Source organism: Micromonospora radicis (genome assembly GCF_003583405.1).
Lineage (GTDB): Bacteria > Actinomycetota > Actinomycetes > Mycobacteriales > Micromonosporaceae > Micromonospora > Micromonospora radicis.
The window spans coordinates 57,742-78,239 of sequence record NZ_QXEC01000007.1; the positions used below are offsets into that span (position 1 = coordinate 57,742).

General features: G+C 71.1%; 18 protein-coding genes and 1 pseudogene. 7 read left to right on the forward strand and 12 right to left on the reverse strand.

The features are described from left to right. Window positions 1-98: 98 nt before the first annotated feature. The 4 genes from D2L64_RS09630 to D2L64_RS09645 all read right to left on the reverse strand — a co-directional run bounded on the left by D2L64_RS09630 (window position 99) and on the right by D2L64_RS09645 (window position 1,812). Window positions 99-413 (reverse strand): DUF2470 domain-containing protein, encoded by a 315-nt coding sequence (locus D2L64_RS09630; protein WP_119574555.1) that lies wholly within the window; start codon window positions 411-413, stop codon window positions 99-101. Beyond that, entirely contained in the window at window positions 410-1,051 is a 642-nt protein-coding gene (locus D2L64_RS09635) for a biliverdin-producing heme oxygenase (protein WP_119574557.1), read from the reverse strand. Before D2L64_RS09635 ends, D2L64_RS09630 begins: the two co-directional genes overlap by 4 nt. A gap of 105 nt (window positions 1,052-1,156) precedes the next feature. After that, window positions 1,157-1,546 carry a VOC family protein gene (locus D2L64_RS09640; protein WP_119574775.1) on the reverse strand — a complete coding sequence of 130 codons (390 nt, stop codon included), beginning with the start codon at window positions 1,544-1,546 and terminating at the stop codon, window positions 1,157-1,159. Then, on the reverse strand, window positions 1,528-1,812 hold the full coding sequence (locus tag D2L64_RS09645) for an ArsR/SmtB family transcription factor (RefSeq protein ID WP_233558879.1): 285 nt from the start codon (window positions 1,810-1,812) through the stop codon (window positions 1,528-1,530). Before D2L64_RS09645 ends, D2L64_RS09640 begins: the two co-directional genes overlap by 19 nt. A gap of 144 nt (window positions 1,813-1,956) precedes the next feature. On the opposite strand from D2L64_RS09645, the gene D2L64_RS09650 reads away from it, so the two are divergent. Together D2L64_RS09650 and sthA are read left to right on the forward strand one after the other, a co-directional pair. Next, window positions 1,957-2,850 carry a hypothetical protein gene (locus D2L64_RS09650; protein ID WP_119574559.1) on the forward strand — a complete coding sequence of 298 codons (894 nt, stop codon included), beginning with the start codon at window positions 1,957-1,959 and terminating at the stop codon, window positions 2,848-2,850. Window positions 2,851-2,941: 91 nt separating this feature from the next. Continuing rightward, the gene (gene sthA / locus D2L64_RS09655; protein WP_119574561.1) at window positions 2,942-4,345 is read left to right on the forward strand and encodes a Si-specific NAD(P)(+) transhydrogenase; all 1,404 of its coding nucleotides are present in this window, start codon (window positions 2,942-2,944) and stop codon (window positions 4,343-4,345) included. A 139-nt stretch (window positions 4,346-4,484) separates the two neighbouring features. Here sthA and aceB read toward each other — a convergent pair whose 3' ends face one another. Continuing rightward, on the reverse strand, window positions 4,485-6,074 hold the full coding sequence (aceB, locus tag D2L64_RS09660) for a malate synthase A (protein ID WP_119574563.1): 1,590 nt from the start codon (window positions 6,072-6,074) through the stop codon (window positions 4,485-4,487). Further along, window positions 6,071-7,342 carry an isocitrate lyase gene (gene aceA, locus D2L64_RS09665; RefSeq protein ID WP_119574565.1) on the reverse strand — a complete coding sequence of 424 codons (1,272 nt, stop codon included), beginning with the start codon at window positions 7,340-7,342 and terminating at the stop codon, window positions 6,071-6,073. The genes aceB and aceA overlap by 4 nt, the downstream gene beginning before the upstream one ends. Window positions 7,343-7,557: 215 nt before the next feature. Here aceA and D2L64_RS09670 point away from each other — a divergent pair, with 215 nt between their 5' ends. Next, window positions 7,558-8,952 carry a short-chain fatty acyl-CoA regulator family protein gene (locus tag D2L64_RS09670; RefSeq protein WP_199714481.1) on the forward strand — a complete coding sequence of 465 codons (1,395 nt, stop codon included), beginning with the start codon at window positions 7,558-7,560 and terminating at the stop codon, window positions 8,950-8,952. A gap of 122 nt (window positions 8,953-9,074) precedes the next feature. Here D2L64_RS09670 and D2L64_RS28475 read toward each other — a convergent pair whose 3' ends face one another. Continuing rightward, on the reverse strand, window positions 9,075-9,251 hold the full coding sequence (locus D2L64_RS28475; RefSeq protein WP_119574779.1) for a winged helix-turn-helix transcriptional regulator: 177 nt from the start codon (window positions 9,249-9,251) through the stop codon (window positions 9,075-9,077). Between the two features lie 20 nt (window positions 9,252-9,271). On the opposite strand from D2L64_RS28475, the gene D2L64_RS09680 reads away from it, so the two are divergent. Next, on the forward strand, window positions 9,272-9,670 hold the full coding sequence (locus D2L64_RS09680; RefSeq protein ID WP_119574569.1) for a VOC family protein: 399 nt from the start codon (window positions 9,272-9,274) through the stop codon (window positions 9,668-9,670). A 193-nt stretch (window positions 9,671-9,863) separates the two neighbouring features. On the opposite strand, the gene D2L64_RS09685 is transcribed toward D2L64_RS09680, so the two are convergent. Continuing rightward, window positions 9,864-11,351, reverse strand: a complete 1,488-nt coding sequence (locus D2L64_RS09685; RefSeq protein ID WP_119574781.1) for a M20/M25/M40 family metallo-hydrolase — start codon at window positions 11,349-11,351, stop codon at window positions 9,864-9,866. 237 nt (window positions 11,352-11,588) lie between these two features. On the opposite strand from D2L64_RS09685, the gene D2L64_RS09690 reads away from it, so the two are divergent. Then, the gene (locus D2L64_RS09690) at window positions 11,589-12,386 is read left to right on the forward strand and encodes an endonuclease/exonuclease/phosphatase family protein (RefSeq protein ID WP_233558881.1); all 798 of its coding nucleotides are present in this window, start codon (window positions 11,589-11,591) and stop codon (window positions 12,384-12,386) included. Window positions 12,387-12,422: 36 nt separating this feature from the next. Here D2L64_RS09690 and D2L64_RS09695 read toward each other — a convergent pair whose 3' ends face one another. Together D2L64_RS09695 and D2L64_RS09700 are read right to left on the reverse strand one after the other, a co-directional pair. Beyond that, entirely contained in the window at window positions 12,423-13,271 is an 849-nt protein-coding gene (locus D2L64_RS09695) for a DUF4253 domain-containing protein (RefSeq protein WP_199714482.1), read from the reverse strand. A gap of 122 nt (window positions 13,272-13,393) precedes the next feature. Next, a pseudogene (locus D2L64_RS09700) lies at window positions 13,394-13,594 on the reverse strand (Sir2 family NAD-dependent protein deacetylase); the annotation flags it as partial. Between the two features lie 172 nt (window positions 13,595-13,766). On the opposite strand from D2L64_RS09700, the gene D2L64_RS09705 reads away from it, so the two are divergent. Continuing rightward, a complete protein-coding gene (locus D2L64_RS09705; RefSeq protein ID WP_119574573.1) occupies window positions 13,767-15,278 on the forward strand; it encodes a DUF3592 domain-containing protein in 1,512 nt (503 codons plus the stop codon). Window positions 15,279-15,484: 206 nt separating this feature from the next. Here the strand turns inward: D2L64_RS09705 and D2L64_RS09710 are convergent, their stop codons facing one another. Together D2L64_RS09710 and D2L64_RS09715 are read right to left on the reverse strand one after the other, a co-directional pair. Further along, complete coding sequence (locus tag D2L64_RS09710; RefSeq protein WP_119574575.1) at window positions 15,485-16,861, reverse strand: glycosyl hydrolase family 18 protein; 1,377 nt, start codon at window positions 16,859-16,861, stop codon at window positions 15,485-15,487. Window positions 16,862-17,021: 160 nt separating this feature from the next. After that, window positions 17,022-18,182, reverse strand: a complete 1,161-nt coding sequence (locus D2L64_RS09715) for a GH12 family glycosyl hydrolase domain-containing protein (protein WP_158603485.1) — start codon at window positions 18,180-18,182, stop codon at window positions 17,022-17,024. A 661-nt stretch (window positions 18,183-18,843) separates the two neighbouring features. Between D2L64_RS09715 and D2L64_RS09720 the strand changes: the two genes are divergently transcribed. Beyond that, on the forward strand, window positions 18,844-20,397 hold the full coding sequence (locus D2L64_RS09720) for a glycoside hydrolase family 43 protein (RefSeq protein WP_119574577.1): 1,554 nt from the start codon (window positions 18,844-18,846) through the stop codon (window positions 20,395-20,397). The last annotated feature ends 101 nt before the right edge of the window (window positions 20,398-20,498 follow it).

The window sequence follows — 20,498 nt, forward strand, 5'->3', positions numbered from 1 at the left end:
GTCCAGGCGCGTCGCCGAACGGACTGCTTGGCGTCGTCGGTACCTCACCTAGATCATGACCTCGTTCCACTGGCCCCGGCCCCGGGCTCGCGTGCGGTTCAGCTGGCGTCGGGGCGCGGCGGTTGGCCCAGCGCCGCGCAGGCCTCCCGGTACATCCGGGCCGCCTCGGCGCGGATCTGGCGGCGTTCGGTGAGCCGGCTGGAGAACGGCACCCGCACGGCGACCGGGTCGCCGTGCACGGTGGCGACGAACTCCATCGCGTCGGCGTCCATCCCGGACATGATCGCCGCGGTGGCCGTCGGCTGGCCGCCGAGGCCCTGGCAGATCACCCGGCAGTCGTCGGCGTGGTCGGTGTTCATGTGCCGCAGTACGGCCGCGATCACCTCGGGCGGGAACGGGGCGTGGCCGCTCATGCCGCCTTCCCCGGGGCCACGGCGCGGCCCAGTTCGTCGAGCATGGCGGTGTTCAGCCGGTACGCCCACGACACCTCGTCCAGGAAACGCTGCCGCTCGACGGCGTCCCAGGGCACGGTGTCGAGTAGCTGCCGGTAGTACTGCTTGAAGGTACGCGGGTCCAGCCCGGGGAAGAGGAAGAACCGGACGCCGTCGGTGTCGAAGCCGAACGTGCGGCGCAGCGCCCGGGCCATCACCTGGCCACCGGAGAGGTCGCCCAGGTAGCGCGTGTAGTGGTGGGCGACGAAGCCCGCCGGCCAGGTGAAGGCGACCTCCCGCAGGCGTTGCTGGTACTGCCGGGTGGCCGGGCCGGGCGTGATCCGGGCCGCCCAGTCCGGCCCGCGCAGGAAGGACAGGTCCTCGGCGATGCGGGGCAGCCGACGCAGTTCGTCGACGACGAAGGGACCGGCCACCGGGTCCTCCCGCATCGCCTCGGCCGCCTCCTCCAGGGTCTGGTAGACGACCTGCAGCTGTTCGAGCAGGGCGGCGTACCCGGCCCGGTCGAGCTGCCCAGAGAGCAGCGCGTCGAAGTACGCCACATGCTGCGCGGCCCGATGGTCCGCCCTGGTCAACTCGCGCACCTCTGCGGCGAACCCCATGAGCACCTCCTGTTAGGTAAGGCTAACCTATCAGGGCTGCGCTCGGTCGCGGGAGTTGGCCGAAAGGCCAACGTGGCCCCCAACCGGACGGCTGGGCGTCACCGACTACGCCCCGGGCGCCACGATCTGGATCAGGTTGCCGCAGGTGTCGTCGAAGACCGCCGTCGTCATGCCGCCCATGGTCAGCGGCTCCTGGGTGAAGGTCACGCCGAGCCCCTTGAGTCGTTCACACTCGGCGGCCACGTCCGGCACCCCGAACATGGTGACCGGGATCCCGTCCGCGACCAGTGCCTTCTTGAAGGCGCCCGCCGCCGGATGCTGGTCCGGCTCCAGCACGAGTTCCACGCCGTCCGGGTCGTCCGGGGACACCACGGTCAGCCAACTGTGTTCGCCCAGCGGCACCTCGGTCTTCTTGATGAAGCCGAGCACGTCGGTGTAGAACGCCAGCGCCTTGCGCTGGTCGTCGACGAAGATGCTCATGTGTCCGATTCGCATGGTGTCACCCGCCATCTCTGATAGATCTGCTGGAGCGGGGACGTGTCGAGGTCGATGAACATGTATCGGCCCTCGCGTCGGATCACCACCAGACCGGCCTCGGCCAGCACCCCGAGGTGCTGTGAGATCGCCTGGCGGGTCGAGGTGAACCCCCTGCCGGTCAGCCGGACACACAGCTCGAACAACGTCTGGCCACTGCGGTCCTGCAGCTCGTCGAGGATGGCGCGCCGGGTGGGATCCGCCAGCGCCCGGTACACGTCGCCCACCCGCCGAACAATAGGCAAGCATCCGCTTGCCTGTCAATCGACGGGCCCGCGCCCGGCGCACGTCGCCGACGGGCCCGCCCGGACCGAGTCCGGATACGGACACGGAGGGTGGCCATCGGGTTGCACGTGTGCGACGCTCGATGGATGCGGTTCGAGGGATTCGACTCGCCACGGGACCGGAGGCCGCGCGAGCACTCCGACCCGCCCGCGCCACCTCCGATCCGGGACGCGTCCGTCGAGGACGCCGTTCACCGGGGCATCGTGGCGGCCATGGCTGCCCGTCGGGTCGAGGTACGCTCGCCCCGGCACCATGGTCCGGACGACCAGCCGGAGCCGCCTGCCCTCACCTTCCGGACCACGGGCGACCGTCCACTGCGGATCACTCCCCACCTGCGCCCGGTCGCCGAGGTGGCGGCGCCCGCACACGGCCGGGTCAGAGTGGCCGGAGTGGGCCGCTTCTTTCCCGCCGACACCGTGCACGCGATGAACTCCACCGCCGTGGCGACGGCGGACAACTGCGTCCTGCGTTCGGTCGACCACTACCACGTACGCCGGTTGTCCTGTTCCCTGGACCCGGTGCTGACCGACGGGCGGCCCCGGGAGGCGCTCACGCAACTGTTGGCCAGGCCCGACGACCGCGTGCTGCTCGCTCGGTTCCAGGCCACGCTGGCTCCGCTGCTCGCCCCCGAGGCCGACCCGGCACAGCAGCGGGCCACCATCCGGCTCCGGCCGTCGTACCAGAGCGACGTGACCGGAGCCCACGTCGTGCAGCAGGGCGACGGCTCGCGGATGGACCTCACCAACCGGTACGTCGTCGAGGAGGTGCGGTTGCCGGTCGTCGAGCTGCTGGCCACCGACCGCGGCCTGGTCCGCGACTTCGTGGCCGCGGTGCGCGGCGACGAACCGACGGCGACCGCCGGTCCCCGCAACGCGCACGGCAACGGCGTCGTCATCATGGGCGATGGGGCGATCACCGACGTCGTCGTCCACCATCCGTCGACGGCCCGGCCGGACGACGAGAGCGCGGCCCCGCGATGACGCCACGAGGTTTGTTCCGGGACGGTAAAAGGTCGACTGCCGGGTAGCCCGACTATGGCGCAGGCCGGCACATCTTGCGACGCTTGAGAGCGTGAACGACTACGACGTGTTGGTGCTGGGGTCCGGACCCAGCGGCCAGAAGGCCGCGATCGCCGCCGCCAAGCTCGGCCGGCGGGTGGGTCTCGTGGAGCGCCCCGACATGATCGGCGGGGTGTGCATCAACACCGGCACGGTCCCGTCCAAGACGCTGCGCGAGGCGGTGCTCTACCTGACCGGTCTGAGTCAACGCGACCTCTACGGCAGCAGCTACCGGGTCAAGGACGAGATCACGGTCGGCGACCTGGCCGCCCGGACCCAACACGTGATCAACCGGCAGACCGACGTGATCCGCAACCAGCTGACCCGCAACCGGGTCGCGCTGATCACCGGAACGGGGCGGTTCGCCGACGACCACTCGGTCTGGGTCGACGCCGAGTCCGGACACGAGTCCAGGGTCACCTTCGACAAGGCCATCATCGCCGCCGGCACCCGGCCGGCCCGTCCGGACAGCGTCGACTTCGACGACCGGACGATCGTGGACTCCGACGGACTGATCAACCTGCAGGCGGTGCCGCGCAGCATGGTGGTGGTCGGCGCCGGCGTGATCGGCATGGAGTACGCCTCGATGTTCGCGGCTCTCGGCACGAAGGTCACGGTGGTCGAACGCCGCGACAAGATGCTCGACTTCTGCGACGAGGAGGTCGTCGAGGCGCTCCGCTACCACCTGCGGGAGCTGTCGGTGACGTTCCGCTTCGGCGAGGAGGTGGCCGCGGTGGAGAAGCACCAGACCGCGGCGCTGTGCATCCTCAAGAGCGGCAAGAAGATCGTCGCCGACACGGTGATGTACTCCGCCGGCCGGCAGGGTCAGACCGACGATCTGGCCCTGGCGGCGGCCGGGTTGGCGGCCGACACGCGGGGGCGGATCCAGGTCGACGCGAACTACCGCACCAGCGTGGCGAACATCTACGCCGTGGGCGACGTGATCGGCTTCCCGGCGCTGGCCTCCACGTCGATGGAACAGGGCCGGTTGGCCGCCCAGCACGCCTGCGGCGAGCCGGTCCGCGCCATGCACGAGTTGCAGCCGATCGGCATCTACACCATCCCGGAGATCAGCTTCGTCGGGAAGACCGAGCAGGAGCTGACCGACAGTGCCACCCCGTTCGAGGTGGGCATCGCCCGCTACCGCGAGTTGGCCCGCGGCCAGATCGTCGGTGACTCGTACGGGATGTTGAAGTTGCTCGTCTCCCCCGACGACGGGCGCCTGCTCGGCGTACACGTCTTCGGCACCGGCGCCACCGAGATCGTCCACATCGGGCAGACGGTGATGGGCTGCGGCGGCACGGTCGACTACCTGGTCGACACCGTGTTCAACTATCCGACCCTGGCCGAGGCGTACAAGGTGGCCGCGCTGGACGCCTCCAACAAGATCCGCAACATCACCCGAATCGACGGCTGACCCCCTCCCCTCCCCTCCCCTCCCCCCTCCCCCGCGCCCCGCGCCCCGCGCCCCGCGCCGTCGATCATGAGGTTGGCGGCAGATATCGATCTCCAAACTGCCGCCAACCTCATGATCAACAGGAAGGGGGGACGCCGCGTCAGCGGCGTGGGCCGAGGTGGCGGGCGTAGGCGGCGGTGGTGAAGAACGCCGGCAGTTCCTCGGCCAGGGCGGTCTCCTCGACGATGCGGGCGGCGTGGGCGGCCCGCTCCCGGTCGGCACCGGCACGGCCCTCGGTCAGCGCGGCCAACTCCTCGGCCAGCAGCGACCGGACCAGTTCGTCGGTCACGGCGCCGCCACCGGCCAGCGGCGTGCCGTGGTGCAACCACTGCCACACCTGGCAGCGGGCGATCTCGGCGGTGGCGGCGTCCTCCATCAGGTTCCACAACGCCACCGCGCCGGTGCCGCCCAGCCAGGCGTCGACGTACCGTAGCGCCACCGCGATGTTGGACCGCACGCCGGCCGCGGTGACCTGGCCCGGTGTCTTGTCGACCGAGAGCAGGTCGGCAGCGGCCACCTCGACCTCGTCGCGCCGCCGGTCGAGCTGGTTCGGCCGCTCGCCGAGCACCGCGTCGAAGACCTCCCGGCAGGTCGGCACCAGGCCGGGGTGGGCGACCCAGGAGCCGTCGAAGCCGTCGCCGGCCTCCCGCTGCTTGTCCGCGCGCACCCGGGCCAGGGCGGCCTCGTTGACCTGCGGATCCCGGCTGGGCACGAAGGCCGCCATGCCGCCGATCGCGTGCGCGCCGCGCCGGTGACAGGTCCGCACCAGCAGTTCGGTGTACGCGCGCATGAACGGCACCGTCATCGTCACCTCGGCCCGGTCGGGCAGGACGAAGTCCGGCCACTGCCCGAAGTTCTTGATGATGCTGAAGATGTAGTCCCACCGGCCGGCGTTCAACCCGGCGGAGTGGTCCCGCAGCTCGTAGAGGATCTCCTCCATCTCGAACGCCGCGGTGACCGTCTCGATCAGGGTGGTCGCCCGGATGGTGCCCTGCGGCAGCCGCAGGTAGTGCTGGGCGAAGACGAAGATGTCGTTCCACAGCCGCGCCTCGCGGTGACACTCCAACTTCGGCAGGTAGAAGTACGGCCCGCAGCCGGCGTCGAGCTGCCGGCGGGCACAGTGGAACAGGTAGAGGCCGAAGTCGACCAGGCTGGCCGAGATCGGCCGCCCGTCCACCACGATTCCCTTCTCCACCAGGTGCCAACCACGCGGCCGGACCACGATGGTGGCCAGGGCCTCGCCGAGGGCGTACCGCTTGCCGCGCGCGTCGGTGAAGTCGATCCGCCGGTCGAGGGCGTCGATCAGGTTGAGTTGTCCACCGATGACGTTGTGCCAGGTGGGTGCGGTGGCGTCCTCGAAGTCGGCGAGCCACACCTTGGCGCCGGAGTTCAGCGCGTTGACGGTCATCTTGCGGTCCGGCGGGCCGGTGATCTCGACCCGCCGGTCCACCAGCCCGGGCGCCGCCGGGGCCACCCGCCAGGTCGGGTCGGCCCGGATGCCGACGGTCTCGGGCAGGAAGTCGGGCAGTTGGCCGGTGGCGAAGCGGTCCCGGCGGGCCCGGCGGGTGTCCAGCAGGGCCACCCTGCGGGCGGCGAACTCGCTGTCCAGGGTGACCAGGAACTCCAGCGCGTCGGCGGTGAGCACCTCGTCGAAGCGTTCGACCATCGGGCCGATGATCTCGTACCTCATGAGAACTGTTCCTCCTCGGTGGAGCCGCGCAGCGCGGTGGTCTCGGCGGCGGGGTTGAGCACGGTGCTGATCAGGTCGAAGTAGCCGGTGCCCACCTCCCGCTGGTGCTTGACCGCGGTGTAGCCGGCCGTCTCGGCGGCGAACTCCCGCTCCTGCAACGAGACGTAGGCCGGCATCCCCTCGGTGGCGTAGCCTCGGGCCAGGTCGAACATCGAGTAGTTCAGGGCGTGGAAGCCGGCCAGGGTGATGAACTGGAACCTGTAGCCCATGTGGCCGAGTTCCCGCTGGAACTTGGCGATGGTGGCGTCGTCGAGGTGCTTGCGCCAGTTGAACGACGGCGAGCAGTTGTAGGCCAGCAGCTGGTCCGGGTACTCGTCCTTGATCGCCTCGGCGAAGCGGCGGGCCACCTCCAGGTCGGGGGTGCTGGTCTCCATCCAGAGCAGGTCGGAGTGCGGGGCGTAGGCCAGGCCCCGGGCGATGCACGGCCCGATTCCGTTGCGCACCCGGTAGAAGCCCTCGGCGGTACGCTCGCCGGTGACGAACGGGCGGTCCCGCTCGTCCACGTCGGTGGTGAGCAGCGTGGCCGCCTGGGCGTCGGTACGGGCGACGACCACGGTCGGCACGCCGGCCACGTCGGCGGCCAGTCGCGCCGCCTCCAGGGTGCGGATGTGCTGGCCGGTGGGGATCAGCACCTTGCCGCCGAGGTGACCGCACTTCTTCTCGCTGGCGAGCTGGTCCTCCCAGTGCACCCCGGCGGCGCCGGCCGCGATCATGGCGCTCATCAGCTCGTACGCGTTGAGCACGCCGCCGAAGCCGGCCTCCGCGTCGGCGACGATCGGGGCCAGCCAGTCGATCCCGGAGGTCTCCCCCTCGGCGGTGGTGATCTGCGCGGCGCGCAGCAGTGCGTTGTTGATCCGGCGGACCACCGCGGGCACCGAGTTGGCCGGGTAGAGGCTCTGGTCCGGGTAGGTGTGCCCGGCGAGGTTGGCGTCGGCGGCGACCTGCCAGCCGGACAGGTAGATCGCCTTCAGGCCGGCGCGGACCATCTGCACGGCCTGGTTGCCGGTGAGCGCACCGAGGGCGTGGACGTAGTCCTCGGTGTTCAGCAGCCGCCACAGCCGGTTCGCCCCGTGCCGGGCCAGGGTGTGCTCCTCCTGGATCGCGCCCCGCAACCGCACCACGTCCTCGGCGCCATAGCTGCGCCGCACTCCCCGCCAACGCGGGTTGGTGTCCCATTCCTGCTGCAACTGCTCGACCGGGGTAGGCATCGTTTCTCGTCCCTTCACAAATCGCGGGTCACACCGGGGTAGCTGCGCGCCACTGCCGGACCGCCGGTGTGCAACCCACGGTCACACGGCCCACCGGTCGGGTCGAGAGACGGAAGAAGCCAATTCTTGAAAACCTGAACGGTCCTTTTGCCAAGTTGTTAAAGCCTCCATTCGCAGCGGTGCTAATGTGTGCCGACCAAACGTGGCGAACGGAGGTGGGGGCGATCACCAAGACCTTCGCCGGGGCCCGGCTGCGTCGGCTGCGCGAGGAACGGGCACTCAGCCAGACCGAGCTGGCCCGGCACCTGAGCATCTCCCCGAGCTATCTCAACCAGATCGAGCACGACACCCGGCCGCTGACGGTGCCCGTACTGCTGCGCATCACCGAGCTGTTCGGCGTCGACCCGTCGGTGTTCGCCGCGCACGACACCCCACGACTGGTCACCGGTCTGCGGGAGGCGCTGCCCGGCCGGGCCAGCGCGGCGGAGCTGACCGAGTTGGCCACCCGGCTGCCCGAGGTCGCCGCCGCCGTCATCGAGCTGCACCGCCGCTACCAGCAGGCCGACGAGCAGCTCGCCGAGCTGGTCGGCGACCGGGAACGGGTCGGTCGCAGCCCGCACGACCAGGTCACCGAGTTCTTCTACCGGCGGCAGAACTACGTACCGGAGCTGGACGAGTCAGCGGAGCGGCTGGCCACGCAGATGGGGCTGCGCCGTGGGGAGGTCCGCGGGCTGCTGCGCGACCGGCTGGCGCAACGCCACGGGGTGGGCATCCGGCGCGAGGACGCCGTGGCGCTCGGTGGCGAGCTGCACCGGTACCGACCGCAGACGCGCACCCTGCACCTGTCCACGTCGTTGCGGGCCGGGCAGGAGGCGATGCGGATGGCCGCCCAGATCGCGTTGCTTGAGCTCGCCGACGTGATCGACGAGATCGTGGAGTCGGAGCGGTTCGACGACGTACAGACCCAGATCCTGACCCGGGTGGGCCTGGCCAACTACTTCGCGGCGGCGCTGCTGCTGCCGTACGAACAGTTCCTGGCCGCCGCGGAGCAACGCCGGTACGACATCGACCTGCTCACCCAGCACTACGCGATCGGCTGGGAGACGGTCTGCCACCGGCTCAGCACCCTGCAACGCCCCCGGGCGCGCGGCGTGCCGTTCTCGTTCGTCCGGGTCGACCGGGCCGGCAACATGTCGAAACGCCAGTCCGCCACCGGCTTCCCGTTCTCCCGCACCGGCGGCACATGTCCACTGTGGAACGTCTACGAGGCGTTCAGCTCGCCGGGTCGGGTGGTCACCCAGGTCGCCGCGATGCCCGACGGGCAGCGCTACCTGTGGATCGCCCGTACGATCATCCGGCACCACGGCGGCTACGGCCAGCCCGGCAAGGTGTACGCGATCGGGCTGGGCTGCGAGACCCGGCACGCCGGCCGACTGGTCTACTCCACCGGCATGGACCTGCACGCCGCCGAGGCCGCCACCCCCATCGGCCCCGGCTGCAAGACCTGCGAACGGATGACCTGCCCCCAACGAGCCGCCCCACCCATCAGCCGCCAACTGGACGTGGACGAGAACCGCAGCACCTTCGTCCCCTACCCCCTCCGCCCCTAACCCCCCACCCACCCCACCCCACCCACCCCCCTCGGCCCCGTTGATCATGAGGTTGGCGGCACTCAGGAGATCGACATCCGCCGTCAACCTCATGATCAACGGGGGCGAGGGGGCGTCGGGTTTCACCGGCAGAGACCGTTGACCGGGTGGTGGAGTTCCCGACCGGCGAGGGTGAGCCGGTACTCGGTGCGTGGTGGCACGGTGGGATGGGGCGTCCGACGGATTACCCGTTGCGCTCCAACTGGCGCAGGGTCGCGGTGAGCAGCCGACGGCCACTGCCCTACGGTCTGGTCGGCTATCCCAACGTAACGGAGTGGATATGACCATCTTGAAGACGTACGCCCGGCTCTGGGTCGACGACCTCGACGCCTCGCTGCCGTCGCTGCGGACCCTGGTCGGCACGGAGCCGGAGTTGCGGTTCGCGTTCGACGGAATCGAGTTGGCCGCGATCGGCGACTTCCTGGTCATCGCCGGCCCAGCCGAGGAACGGGCCCGCTACGCGCACGCCTCCGCCACCGTGATCGTCGACGATCTGGACGCGGTCGTCGCCGGACTGACCGCCGCGGGCGGCGAGATCACCACAACGGAGGCGACCAGCCCCACCGGCCGCTACCTGTACGCCCGGCATGCCGGTGGGGCCGAGGTCGAGTACGTCGAATGGGTGCCGGAGTTGGTCGACCGGATCATCGGCCCCGTCGACCGCCGCCTGGGTCGGTGAGCGGGCACCGAGACACCGACCATGGTGGTGTCCGGCAGCGCCTCGACGGCTCGTCTGCTCCTCAGCTCGAGGGGCCGAGCGCCATGTCGAGGCCGGGCACGACGAGGATGAAACCAAGGAGACTCGCCGCCACACCCCGCGGTCGCCGTCCCCGGTACCGGGGACGGCGACCGGGCCGGATGTCGGATCCGTCCTATCCCTGGGTGATGACGACGTCGTCGACGGCAGCCTCGACCAGGCTGGCGGTGGCGGCGTCGGCGGCCTCGACGAGGATCCGCACGCTCTGGCCGGCGTAGCCGGTGAGGCTCCAACTACCCGACGCCCAGGCCGCGTCGCGGTTGGTGGCGCTGCCCAGCTGGGTGAACAGGGCGGTGGTGCCACCGTTGTGCACGACGGAGACCCGGAAGAAGTCGGCGCTGGTGGCGTTGCTGCCGTGGGCGAGATACCAGGACAGCTTCAGCGTCAACGGACCGGTGGCGGGCAGCGCGATGGCGGGCGAGCGGACGCTTGTCGTACCCCCGTCGATGTCGTAGTCACCGGCGGAGGCACCGGCGAGCCTGCCGGTGACCAGATCGTTCGTGCCGGAGATGGTGGCGGCGAGCTGCTTGGGGCCGCTGGAGTTGGTGGCCTGCGGGACACCCCGCTCCCACTGTCCCGTGGTGGCGGTGTCGGTGCCGGCGGGGTTGACGGTCCAGCCGGTGGCCGTCTCGAAGGTGTCCGACCAGACCACCGTCGCCGGGGTGCCGGTGGCCAGCGTCCACAACGCGTACGCGGCCGCGTCGCCGGCCCGGTTGAGCACCGTGTCGGAGATGTTGCTCGGGTACGTGTCGCACGCCCGGTGGTAGCAGGGGTCGAACGCACTCTGCGTGCCACCCCACTTGGCCACCTGCGCGGCGGTCTTCGCCCGGGACGCGCCCGCCGCGACGCCGGAGGTCTGTATGCCGATCGCGTTGAAGGGGGCGTCGTCGGAGCGGCCGGCGCCCTCGGTGTTCTCCTCGGTCTGCACGCCGATGGAGTCGTAGTAGGCCTTCAGGGTCTGGCCGGGTACGGAGGTGATCCGGTTGATGAAGTAGCCACCGTTGGTGGAGCCGACCATGTCGAAGTTGAAGTACGCCTTGATCTTCGCCCGCTCCGTGCTCGGCAGCGTGTTGGCGTAGAACCTGGACCCGTTGAGGCCCTGCTCCTCGTCGGTCCAGAAGGCGAACCGTACCCGGCTGGTCAGGCTCGGGTTGGTCGCCGCGAGGGTCAGCGCGATCTCCAGCAGCGTCGCCGAACCGGAGGCGTTGTCGTTGATTCCCGGGCCGGCGGAGACTCCGTCCAGGTGTGCGCCGAACAGGTAGACGCTGTTCGGGTCGCCACCGCCCGGCCAGTCGGCGATCACGTTCGGGCCGGCGCCACTGGTGCAGCCGGAGGTGCAGTTCTGTCGGGTCACGGTGAATCCGGCGGCGGTCAGCCGGTTCGACACGTACGCCACCGAGGCGGTGTAGCCGGCGCTGGTCGAGCGTCGGTTGCCGCCGTTGGCGGTCGCGATCGACTGGAACTGCTGCAGATGCGCCTTCGTGTTGGTCAGTGAGATGTCCGGAACCGCCAGGGCGGCGGCCGGAGCGGTAGCGGCGGCGGTTGTGGTCGGGACGACGAGCACGGCGACGGAGGCCAGTGCCAAGGCCGTGAACGCACGCAACACCGGAGTGACTCGCAACGTCTGCTCCTACGGGTAGGCAACGCCGGGGTCACCGGCAGCCGCAGATTAGGACGACGCGGAGGGCAGCGGGAATACATCGACCCATACCTCTTTCCTCATAGCGCGGCGGTACCCGACGGTGCCGCCGGGCGGACCAGGAACCGGTACGCTTGGCACCCCTCCGCGAGTAAGGGCAGGTGCATCGTTCGCCGCGCGTACCACGGGCCCGTCGTCGGCTTGATCCTCGTCGCCGCCCTGCTGGCCGGTTGTACGGTGCTGCGCCCGGCCGAGACCGTCCGGCTTCGGGTGCTGCAGCTGAACCTGTGCAACAGCGGCATGGCCCTGGGCTGCTACACCGGGCGGGCGGTCGACCAGGCCGCCGAGGTGATCCGGGCCGAGCGACCCGAGGTCGTCACCCTCAACGAGATCTGCTCCGGTGACGTGGACACGCTGGAACGAGCGATGCGGCAGGTACCCGACGACGTGGTGGTGGCCGCCTTCCAGCCGGCGCGCAACGGCCGCACCGGGGAGCCGTACCGGTGCGTCGACGGGCAGCGGTACGGCATCGGAGTCCTCGTGCGGCTCGCCGCACCGGACCGTGGCCACGCCGTGCACCACGGGTTCTACCCGGCGCAGGACCCGGCCGACCCGGAGCAACGCGCCTGGCTCTGTGTCGAGGCCGGCACCGACCTCCTCGCCTGCACGACGCACCTGGCGTACACCAGCGCCACCCTGGCGCTGGCGCAGTGCACGCACCTGCTCGGCACGGCCGTCCCACAGCTGCACGCCGACTCCGGGCACCGGCCCACCGTCGTCAGTGGTGACCTCAACCTCCGGCAGGGCGGTTCACCCGACGTGCGGTCCTGCGTACCGGCCGGCTACGGGCACCGGCACGACGGCGGGGTGCAGCAGCTCATGGCGACGGCCGAGCTGAAGATCGACGCCACCCGCAGCGTCGACATGGACCGGACCACCGACCACGCCGCGTTCCTGGTCACCCTGACCACCGTCCGGCAGCCGCCTCCGGCCGCGTGAGCCGGTCAACCGTCGGGCAGCCGCCTCCGGCGCGCCTCAGTCCCACCAGAACGCCCAGGTGGGGGCGTCGACGAGGCGCTCGGCGTAGGCGGCCAGCGTGCACGGGCGTTGCCCCTGCCAGATGTTGTCCGGGCAGAAGGCGAAGTGTTCGGCGGCGACGGGCAGCGCCGCGGCGGTGTCGGCCGGCGGCGCGGCGACGCTGAGGTACAGCTCGGCGAAGCCGACCCCGATCACTCGCACCCCGAAGCGCTCCTCCCAACTGCCCAGCACCGCGCACAACTCGGCCGGACCGGTGTAGTTCATCGCGCCCTGCCAGCCAACGGCGGCCAACGCGTCGCTGCCGCGCTGGGCGGGCACCAGGCCCAGCCGCATGGCGGGCTGGGCCTGCGACAGCTGCTCGGCCCAGTGCTCGGCGTGCTGCGGCGCCGCGACCCGCGGCGGGGCGGCCGGGGCCAGCCCCGGCCAGGCCCGACCGTACGGGGCGGTGATCGCCTCCCGCCGGGCGGCGGCCACGGTGTCGTTCCCGTCGTCGGTGCCGGTGTAGTCGGCCCACCAGCCGGCCAGCAGCCGCTCGGCGTCGTGCCCGGCGAGCGGGGCCGTGCGCTCCGGCCAGAACTCGCCGACAGCCCAGGGCCGGGACGGGTCACCGTCGAGACCGTCCAACAGCAACGGCCACAGCCCGGAATCCGGATGCGCCGCGTGCAACCGGGACCACAGCCCGGCCGGTGCCGGATCGTCGCTCAGCCACAGCACCGGTCGATCGTCGGCAGCCTCGTCGGCGCGGACCGTCCGCCCGGCCGGCAGCGGCACGGACAGCGTTCTCCGCTCCTCGTCCGGAAACAGTTCCAGCAGTTCGGCGGGCATCTCGTTCAACTGCGACGTCACGAGGCGTGAGGATAGCCGCCCCGGCTGACACTTCCCGGGCCCCGCGCCGACCGCCCCGCGCGACACGGGAAGTCGGTTGCCCGGTACGGCGGGCGTGCGCGAGGGTGGCCACATGACGTACTGCCCCAGACGAGAGCCGGGTCGGCGTCGAACGCCTCCGGGGTGGCCAACTCCTGTGCGTCGTAGCGTTGCCACAGGCCGGTGGGCGCGTCGCGGAAGGTCGGCACACCACTCTCGGCGGACATGCCCGCGCCGGTGAAGACCACCACCCGCCGGGCCTGGCCGAGTAGCGCCGCGGCCCGCTCCGTGCCCGGTTCCGTCATCCGTCGAGACTATCGGCGCTGGGCGCTCCGGTCGCCGGGGTCGCCTACAGTGTCGACCACCCCGCCGTCGCGCCACCGGGCCGCGGCGCCAGCAGGTGGCCGTGGCAGCAGGCCGCGGCGCCAGCAGGTGGCCGTGCGTGCCGCGACGGGGTGACGACGATCGGGAGGACCGTTGCGCCGGATCCGCGAGTTCGGGCTCCACGACTGGTTGATGCTCTCGTTCGTCGCGGTCCTCTTCGGTTGCGCGATCTGGGGGTCCGTCTTCGCGATCGACTCGTTCCGGGCGGAGCACGGCGGGATTGCCGGCACGATGACCGTCGAGGACTGCGTGTACGCCGACACCGACGACGGCCCACAGTGGACCTGTTCCGGGCCGTTCGTCTCCACCGACGGGGCCGTCCGCATCGGCGCGGTGACGCTCCAGGACCGCCACCCCGACCCCCTCGACGACGGTACGACCGTGGCGGGCCGGGTCAGCAGTCCCTCGGCGGGCACCCTCTACACCGACGGCCAGACCTGGATGTGGGGAGCCGGGCTCGCGGTCTTCTTCGTCGGGCTCGGCCTATACCACCTACGGTCCGTCCTGCACACCGAGGCGGAGACGACGACGCCTCCGGTCGACCCCGAGCACGCGGCGACCGCCGAAGGAGCCCGCAACTACCTGGAAGAGTGGCGGCACGCCTTCGTGCCGTCGACCCCGGCGGTCGGGGCGCCGTCGCCGCTGTCGCCCGTCGGCGTACCGCAGCGGGCGAACCTCGCCCTCGGGAAGGTCCTCACCGGCTGGCTGCTGCTGGGGGTGACCATCGCCGGCACGGTGTGGTACCTGGCGGAGTGGGAGCGGCAGCAGGACGCGCCGCTGACCGCAAGCGCCTTGGGTACCGTCACCGCGACCCGGCTCGGCGCGGACGACCGGATCGAGGTCGCCTACCGCGACCACACGGGCGACGACTGGCGGGTGCGGTGGAAGCCGCTGGACACCGCCAGCTATCCGGAGGGCGGCCAGGTACCGGTACGGTACGACCCGTCCCAGCCGGCCGAGGTCATGCCGGCGTACCCCGAGTTCTTCGAGATCGAACCGCCCGGGCGCACGGTGGTCGTCCAACTGGTGCTGCTGCCCGGTTTCGTGCTGGCCTGGGCGTGGACGTGGCGGCTCGGGCGCTGGGCGCTCGGTGCCCTGCGGCAAGGCCGACCGGCGACAGCCCGGGTACGGGTGGCACGCCTGCACTGGGGCACCGAGCCGACGTCCTTCTGGCTCGAACTACACAGTACGCATCAGACCTGGTACCAGCGGATCGTCTGGGATCGACGGCTGGTGCGCTGGCTGGACCGCAATCCGTGGGGCGTCGGCCAGGTGCCGTTGACCGTCGAACTGCGTCGCTGCCCGGGGCTGCGGCGGATGTACCTGGTCGACGTGGCCGGGGTGGGGCGGCTCTGGCCGGCGAGCACGGCCCGTGCCCGACCGCCCGGCAACTACGAGCTGAGCCCGGTCGAACTCGACATGTTCGGCTCCACCGAGCCGGCGAGGCGGCACCTGACGATGCTGCTGGCGCTGGCCGTGCTGGCCGGCGGCGGTTGGCTGCTGGCCGGCCCGGCGGGTGCCGGCTACCTGCTGGCGCTCGTCCTGGGCTACCAGCTGTGGGGTGGCGGCGCGCCGTGGCGCGGCTTCTACGCCCTGCGCCCCTGACCGGGGCCCGCGTCCCCGGGCGGCTCGTTCACTCGGCCAGGAGCTGCTCGCGGCACGGCGGCCACCTCCCCCACCCACCCGCTCCGGCGTCCCTGTCGCCGCAGTGTCGGGCCGAGGCGCGGCGGATCGTGCAACGGGTTACCCGGTGGGCGGAGTCGCCGAAGGGTCCGTCCACACCGGTGCCGGCGTGGACGGACCGTTCGGGGTCAGGCCGGCAGGCGCCAGACCTGGTTGGCGCCGCCGAAGCAGTCCCAGATCTGCAACCGGGTGCCGTCGGCGGAGCTGTTGCCGGTGGCGTCGAGGCACCGGTTCGACGCCGGGTTGCGCAGCGTGCCGTTGGACTGCGCCTGCCAGACCTGGGCGCCGGTGCCGTTGCAGTCCCACAGCTGGATCGGGGTGCCGTTGGCGGTACCGGCGCTGGTGACGTCCAGACACTTGCCGAGGGCGCGCAGCGTACCGTCGGTGGCCACCGTCCACCGCTGCGCGTTGGTGCCGTTGCAGGTGTAGAGCTGGATGGCGGTGCCGTTGGCGGTGCCGGCGGCGGCGACGTCGACGCACTTGCCGGCGATGCCGGTGATCTGGCCGGTCCGGCCGGTCGGCGGCGGGGTGCCGCCCATCACGGTGTCGTAGATCGCGCTCACCAGCGAGGTCGAGCCGCCGGTGTCCTGGGTGAGTTCCCAGTTCATCATGCCGCCGGCGTTGGCCATCGCCCACTGGGTCTTGCGCTTGACCGTCGGGACGCCGTTGTAGCACTGCTGGGCGCCGCCGACCGTGGTGCAGTCCCGGTTGGCGTTCGCCGGGTCCATGCCGACCAACTGGGTGTACGTGTAGTAGCCGGGTCGGCTGTAGAACGGCACCCCGAGGACGGCCTTGCTGGCCGGCAGGCCACGGGCCTTCCAGCCGTTGACCGCGTTGATCGACCAGTCGTAGTTGGCGTGTGGGCTACCGCCGTCGTACGCCATGATGTTGAGGAAGTCGACGTAGTTGAAGACTGCGGTGGGCACCCCGTCGCGGTAGTAGCCCTCGGCCACCACGGCCGCGGTGAGCAGCTTGCCCTGCGGGCGCAGCGCGTTGCTCAACTGAGACATGAGCAGGCTGAAGTTGTTGGCCGAGGCGCCCGGGTCCGGGTACTCCCAGTCCATGTCCACGCCGTCGAGGCCGTACTGGTTGACGAAGTTGACCACGCTGTTGACGAAGGTGGTGCGGGTGCCGGCGTTGGCGGCGAGCGCCTCGAAGGCGCTGTCGTCGCCGTCGTTCCAGCCGCCGATGGCGATGGAGACCTTGACGTTGTTGGCCCGGCCCAACGACACCAGCGAGGAGAGTTTGCTGGGGTTCTCCACCGCGCGCAGGGTGCCGTTGCTGTTGGGCAGCACGAACGCGTAGTTGATGTGGGTGAGCTTGTGGTACTGGACCGAGTTGACGTTGCCGGTCCAGGACGGCATGTAGCCGACGCTCTTGAAGTTGTTCGGCAGGACCACCGCCTGCGCGGCGGTCGGGGTGACGGCGAGGGTCGCGCCGACGGTGACCAGCGCGAGCAGGCCGGCGGCCAGGGCCGAGCGGGGGCGGGGACGTGGTGAGGACATCGAGGGCCTTCCCGTTGGCAGGTAGCGGCGCCGTGCCGTCCCGGCGGGTGCCGATGGTCGGCGCCCGCCGGGGCGTACGGGTGGACTGGGTCGGTTCCTCGAGGCAGCCAAATCTTAAAGAGTGTTAACGGTAGCGGTCAATGACGCTCCTCGATGCCGGTCAGCCGATGGTGACCGAGTAGGAGCCGGTCTGCACCTGGCCGCCGCCGGTGAAGATCTCCGGTCCGGCCTGGACGCTGGTCAGGTACTTCGAGCTACTCATCCAGCCACGGGAGACCACGTCGTTGGTGAAGTCGCGGATGTTGAGCGACGCGTTGGTGGTGTTGCTGGTCCGCACGTACGAGTAGACGTTCCAGGTGCCCACGTAGCCACGCCACACCTCCCAGGTGGTGCCGGCGATGGTGACGGTGCCCTGGCGGGTGCCGGCGGGGTAGGCGTTGGCGCGGTACAGCCAGATCATCAGCTCGTCGGTGGGCTGGTCACCCGCGCCGGGATTGGCCATCGGGTGGAACCACATGTCGTACGCGACGTTCATGTTGCCGCTGCCGGTGACGGTGAACTGCCAGGACGTGTTGACGTTGCGGTTCGCGGAGACCTGCACGGGCAGCCCGGTGTTCGGCCGCCGCCAGCCCCAGTGCCACCCGAGGATCGCCGCCGCGTACGACTTCACGCTGCCGGCGTCACCGCTCCAGGTGTAGTCGGTCCCCCACCGGATCCGGTCCCCCGACCCACCGTTGGTCCAGATGCACTGGCTGCCCGTCGCGCCGGTGGCGCCCCACTGGTTGTTGGGGATCCAGTACTTGCCGATGTCGATCAGGTCGCTGCTGCGGCAGAGCGGGCCGACGGGCGCGTAGTCCCCGACCGGCGGCGGGGTGGTGACGGTCGGGGACGGCGTCGGGCCGGGGTTGCCGGAACCGGTGCAGGTCACCCCGTTGAGCGTGAACGTCGTCGGTGCCGGATTGCTGCCGCTCCACGAGCCGCTGAAGCCGAAACCGGCGGCGCCGTTGGTGCCGATCGCGCCGTTGTACGACACGTTGGTCGCGGTCACCTGACTGCCGCTCTGGGTCACCGTGGCGTTCCACGCCTGCGTGACCCGTTGACCGGCGCCGTAGGACCAGACGAGCCGCCAGGACGACACCGGGTCGCCGAGGTTGGTGATGGTCACGTCGGCGTTGAAGCCGCCCTGCCACTGGGCGGAGACGGCGTACCGCACGGCGCAGCCGACCGCGGCGGCCTGGGCGACGGCGACCCCGACGGTGGCGGTGACGACGGCGACCGTCACCGTGACGGCCAGCAGCGTGAGGCGATGGCGCTTCACCATGGATCTCTCCTTCGGTAGCGGACCGCCGGCCGAAGCACTCGACATGTTCGCGCTCACGTCGACGCGATCGCGCCCGATCGGGACGATCGTGGGGTCGACACGGCGGCCGGCGGCGGCGTGCGCGACGCTCGGACCAGCGCCGAGGCGCAGGTCGTGACGTCGCGGCCCATCTCGCCCGGCGACCGTGCCCGGGGTCGCCCGGCGGACAAGGCGCCGGCTCAGCCACCATGCCCTGAATCGATGGATGTCAGTGTGAAGGTACGACAGCCGGAAACCGCCGTCAACGAAGTCGTTCGCCGTGCGCCTGCCCCGATCGTCCGTTGCGACCGGGGCGTCACGGCGGCGGGCACCCGAGCGTAGGTCCGCCGGGCCCGCGGCGAGCCGGTCAACGCCTCGGTCGTGTCTCGAAGTCGGACGCGGCGGGCCGGTGATCGATAGACAGCGGCGGATGATCGGCGGCGGCGCCGTGGCTGGTAGCCCGGGAGTGGGTTACCTCCAGAGCGCTGATTTCATGGTGAAATAAAAATTTCAGGGTGAAATCACGCCTACCCGCGGGTCTGTCTCCGGCCAGCCGAACTGCGTCGTCGGTTAGAGCCTGGGTCGAACCGGAATCTCATCGCCGCCACCGCCAACTTCGACACACGGCCTAGCATCGACACGTATGACCGATGCCGCCACCTTCCGTAATCCCGTCGTCCCCGGCTTCCATCCCGATCCGAGCGTGTGCCGCGTCGGCGAGGACTACTACCTGGTCTGTTCCAGCTTCGAGTACTTCCCCGGCGTGCCGATCCTCCACAGCCGTGACCTGGTGAACTGGCGGCAGATCGGCAACGTGCTGGACCGGCCGAGCCAGCTCGAACTGCCGCCGGACACGCACGCTTCGGGCGGCGTCTTCGCGCCGACCATCCGCCACCACGACGGCCGGTTCTGGATGGTCACCACCAACGTCAGCATCGGCCGACACCTGCTGGTCACCGCCACCGACCCGGCCGGGCCGTGGTCCGAGCCGGTCCACTTCGACCTGCCGCACGTCGACCCGTCGCTGGCCTGGGACGACAACGGGGACTGCTGGTTGACCGTCTCCGGGGTGGAGTCGTACCGGATCGACCCGACGGCCGGCACCGTGCTGGAGGGTCCGGTGCCGATGTGGTCCGGCACCGGTGGCCAGTACCCGGAGGCGCCACACCTGTACCGGATCGGCGACTGGTGGTACCTGCTGGTCTCCGAGGGCGGTACGCACACCGGGCACGCCGTCTCCGTCGCCCGCTCCCGGAACATCCGCGGCCCGTTCGAGCCGGGACCGGTCAACCCGTTCCTGACCCACCGGAGCACGAACCGGCCGGTGCAGGCCACCGGCCACGCCGACCTGGTGCAGGCGACCGACGGCAGCTGGTGGCTGGTGCTGCTCGGCATCCGGGCCAGGGGGCAGTGGCCGCCGTACCACGTGCTCGGCCGGGAGACCTTCCTGGCGCCGGTGCGGTGGGTGGACGGCTGGCCGGTGGTGGACCCGGTCGAGGAGGTGACGGTCGCACCGCCCGGCAGCCCGCCCGCCCTGGCCGCCCCGTCCGCGCCGGGTGGGTACCGGGATGACTTCGACACGGCCGCGCTCGCACCGCAGTGGATGTCGCTGCGGGACCGGCCGTCGTCCAGCTGGTCGCTGACCGACCGCCCCGGCTGGCTCACCCTGCACGCCGCCGGAAGCACCCTCGACCGGGCCGGCGCGACGATGGTGGTCCGGCGCCAGGAGCACCACGACTGCCGGGCCGGGGTCCGCGTCGACCCCGGTGCCGGCCGGGCCGGGCTGACGCTGCGCGTCGACGAGGCCCACCACTACGACATCGAGGTCTGCGACGGCCGGGTGCGGGTCGGCGGCCGGGTGGGTCCGTTCCGCCAGGTCTTCGGCGAGCTGTCGGTGCCGCCGGGCCCGGTCACCCTGACCATCGCCACCCGTACCGCCGATGTGCTCCCACCGACGGTGACCGCCGCCGACCAGGTCGCGGCCCCCGACGCCCCCTTCGGGGTACGCCCCGCCGCCTGCGACACGGTCAGCCTCGCGGTGCTGACCGACGACGGCCCGGTCGTGCTCGCCGAACTCGACGGCCGCTACCTGTCCACCGAGGTCGCCGCCGGCTTCACCGGCCGGGTGTTCGGCCTCTACGTCACCGGGGGCAGTGCCTCCTTCGACTGGTTCGACTACCGCCCGGCGCCGCGCTGACCGCCCAGGCACGAGCGCCCGATCCGGTGTGATCCCGCACGTCGTCGCGGCGGCCCAGTGGTCATGACGCGCTGTCGGCCGTGCGGGCAATCCGCACGGCC

What these genes read in the sequence shown, in the direction of transcription:
- D2L64_RS09630 (WP_119574555.1), bottom strand. Translation starts at nt 413, where the DNA reads ATGAGCGGCCACGCCCCGTTCCCGCCCGAGGTGATCGCGGCCGTACTG.
- D2L64_RS09635 (WP_119574557.1), bottom strand. Translation starts at nt 1,051, where the DNA reads ATGGGGTTCGCCGCAGAGGTGCGCGAGTTGACCAGGGCGGACCATCGG.
- D2L64_RS09640 (WP_119574775.1), bottom strand. Translation starts at nt 1,546, where the DNA reads ATGCGAATCGGACACATGAGCATCTTCGTCGACGACCAGCGCAAGGCG.
- D2L64_RS09650 (WP_119574559.1), top strand. Translation starts at nt 1,957, where the DNA reads ATGCGGTTCGAGGGATTCGACTCGCCACGGGACCGGAGGCCGCGCGAG.
- aceB (WP_119574563.1), bottom strand. Translation starts at nt 6,074, where the DNA reads ATGAGGTACGAGATCATCGGCCCGATGGTCGAACGCTTCGACGAGGTG.
- aceA (WP_119574565.1), bottom strand. Translation starts at nt 7,342, where the DNA reads ATGCCTACCCCGGTCGAGCAGTTGCAGCAGGAATGGGACACCAACCCG.
- D2L64_RS09680 (WP_119574569.1), top strand. Translation starts at nt 9,272, where the DNA reads ATGACCATCTTGAAGACGTACGCCCGGCTCTGGGTCGACGACCTCGAC.
- D2L64_RS09710 (WP_119574575.1), bottom strand. Translation starts at nt 16,861, where the DNA reads ATGTCCTCACCACGTCCCCGCCCCCGCTCGGCCCTGGCCGCCGGCCTG.
- D2L64_RS09715 (WP_158603485.1), bottom strand. Translation starts at nt 18,182, where the DNA reads ATGGTGAAGCGCCATCGCCTCACGCTGCTGGCCGTCACGGTGACGGTC.
- D2L64_RS09720 (WP_119574577.1), top strand. Translation starts at nt 18,844, where the DNA reads ATGACCGATGCCGCCACCTTCCGTAATCCCGTCGTCCCCGGCTTCCAT.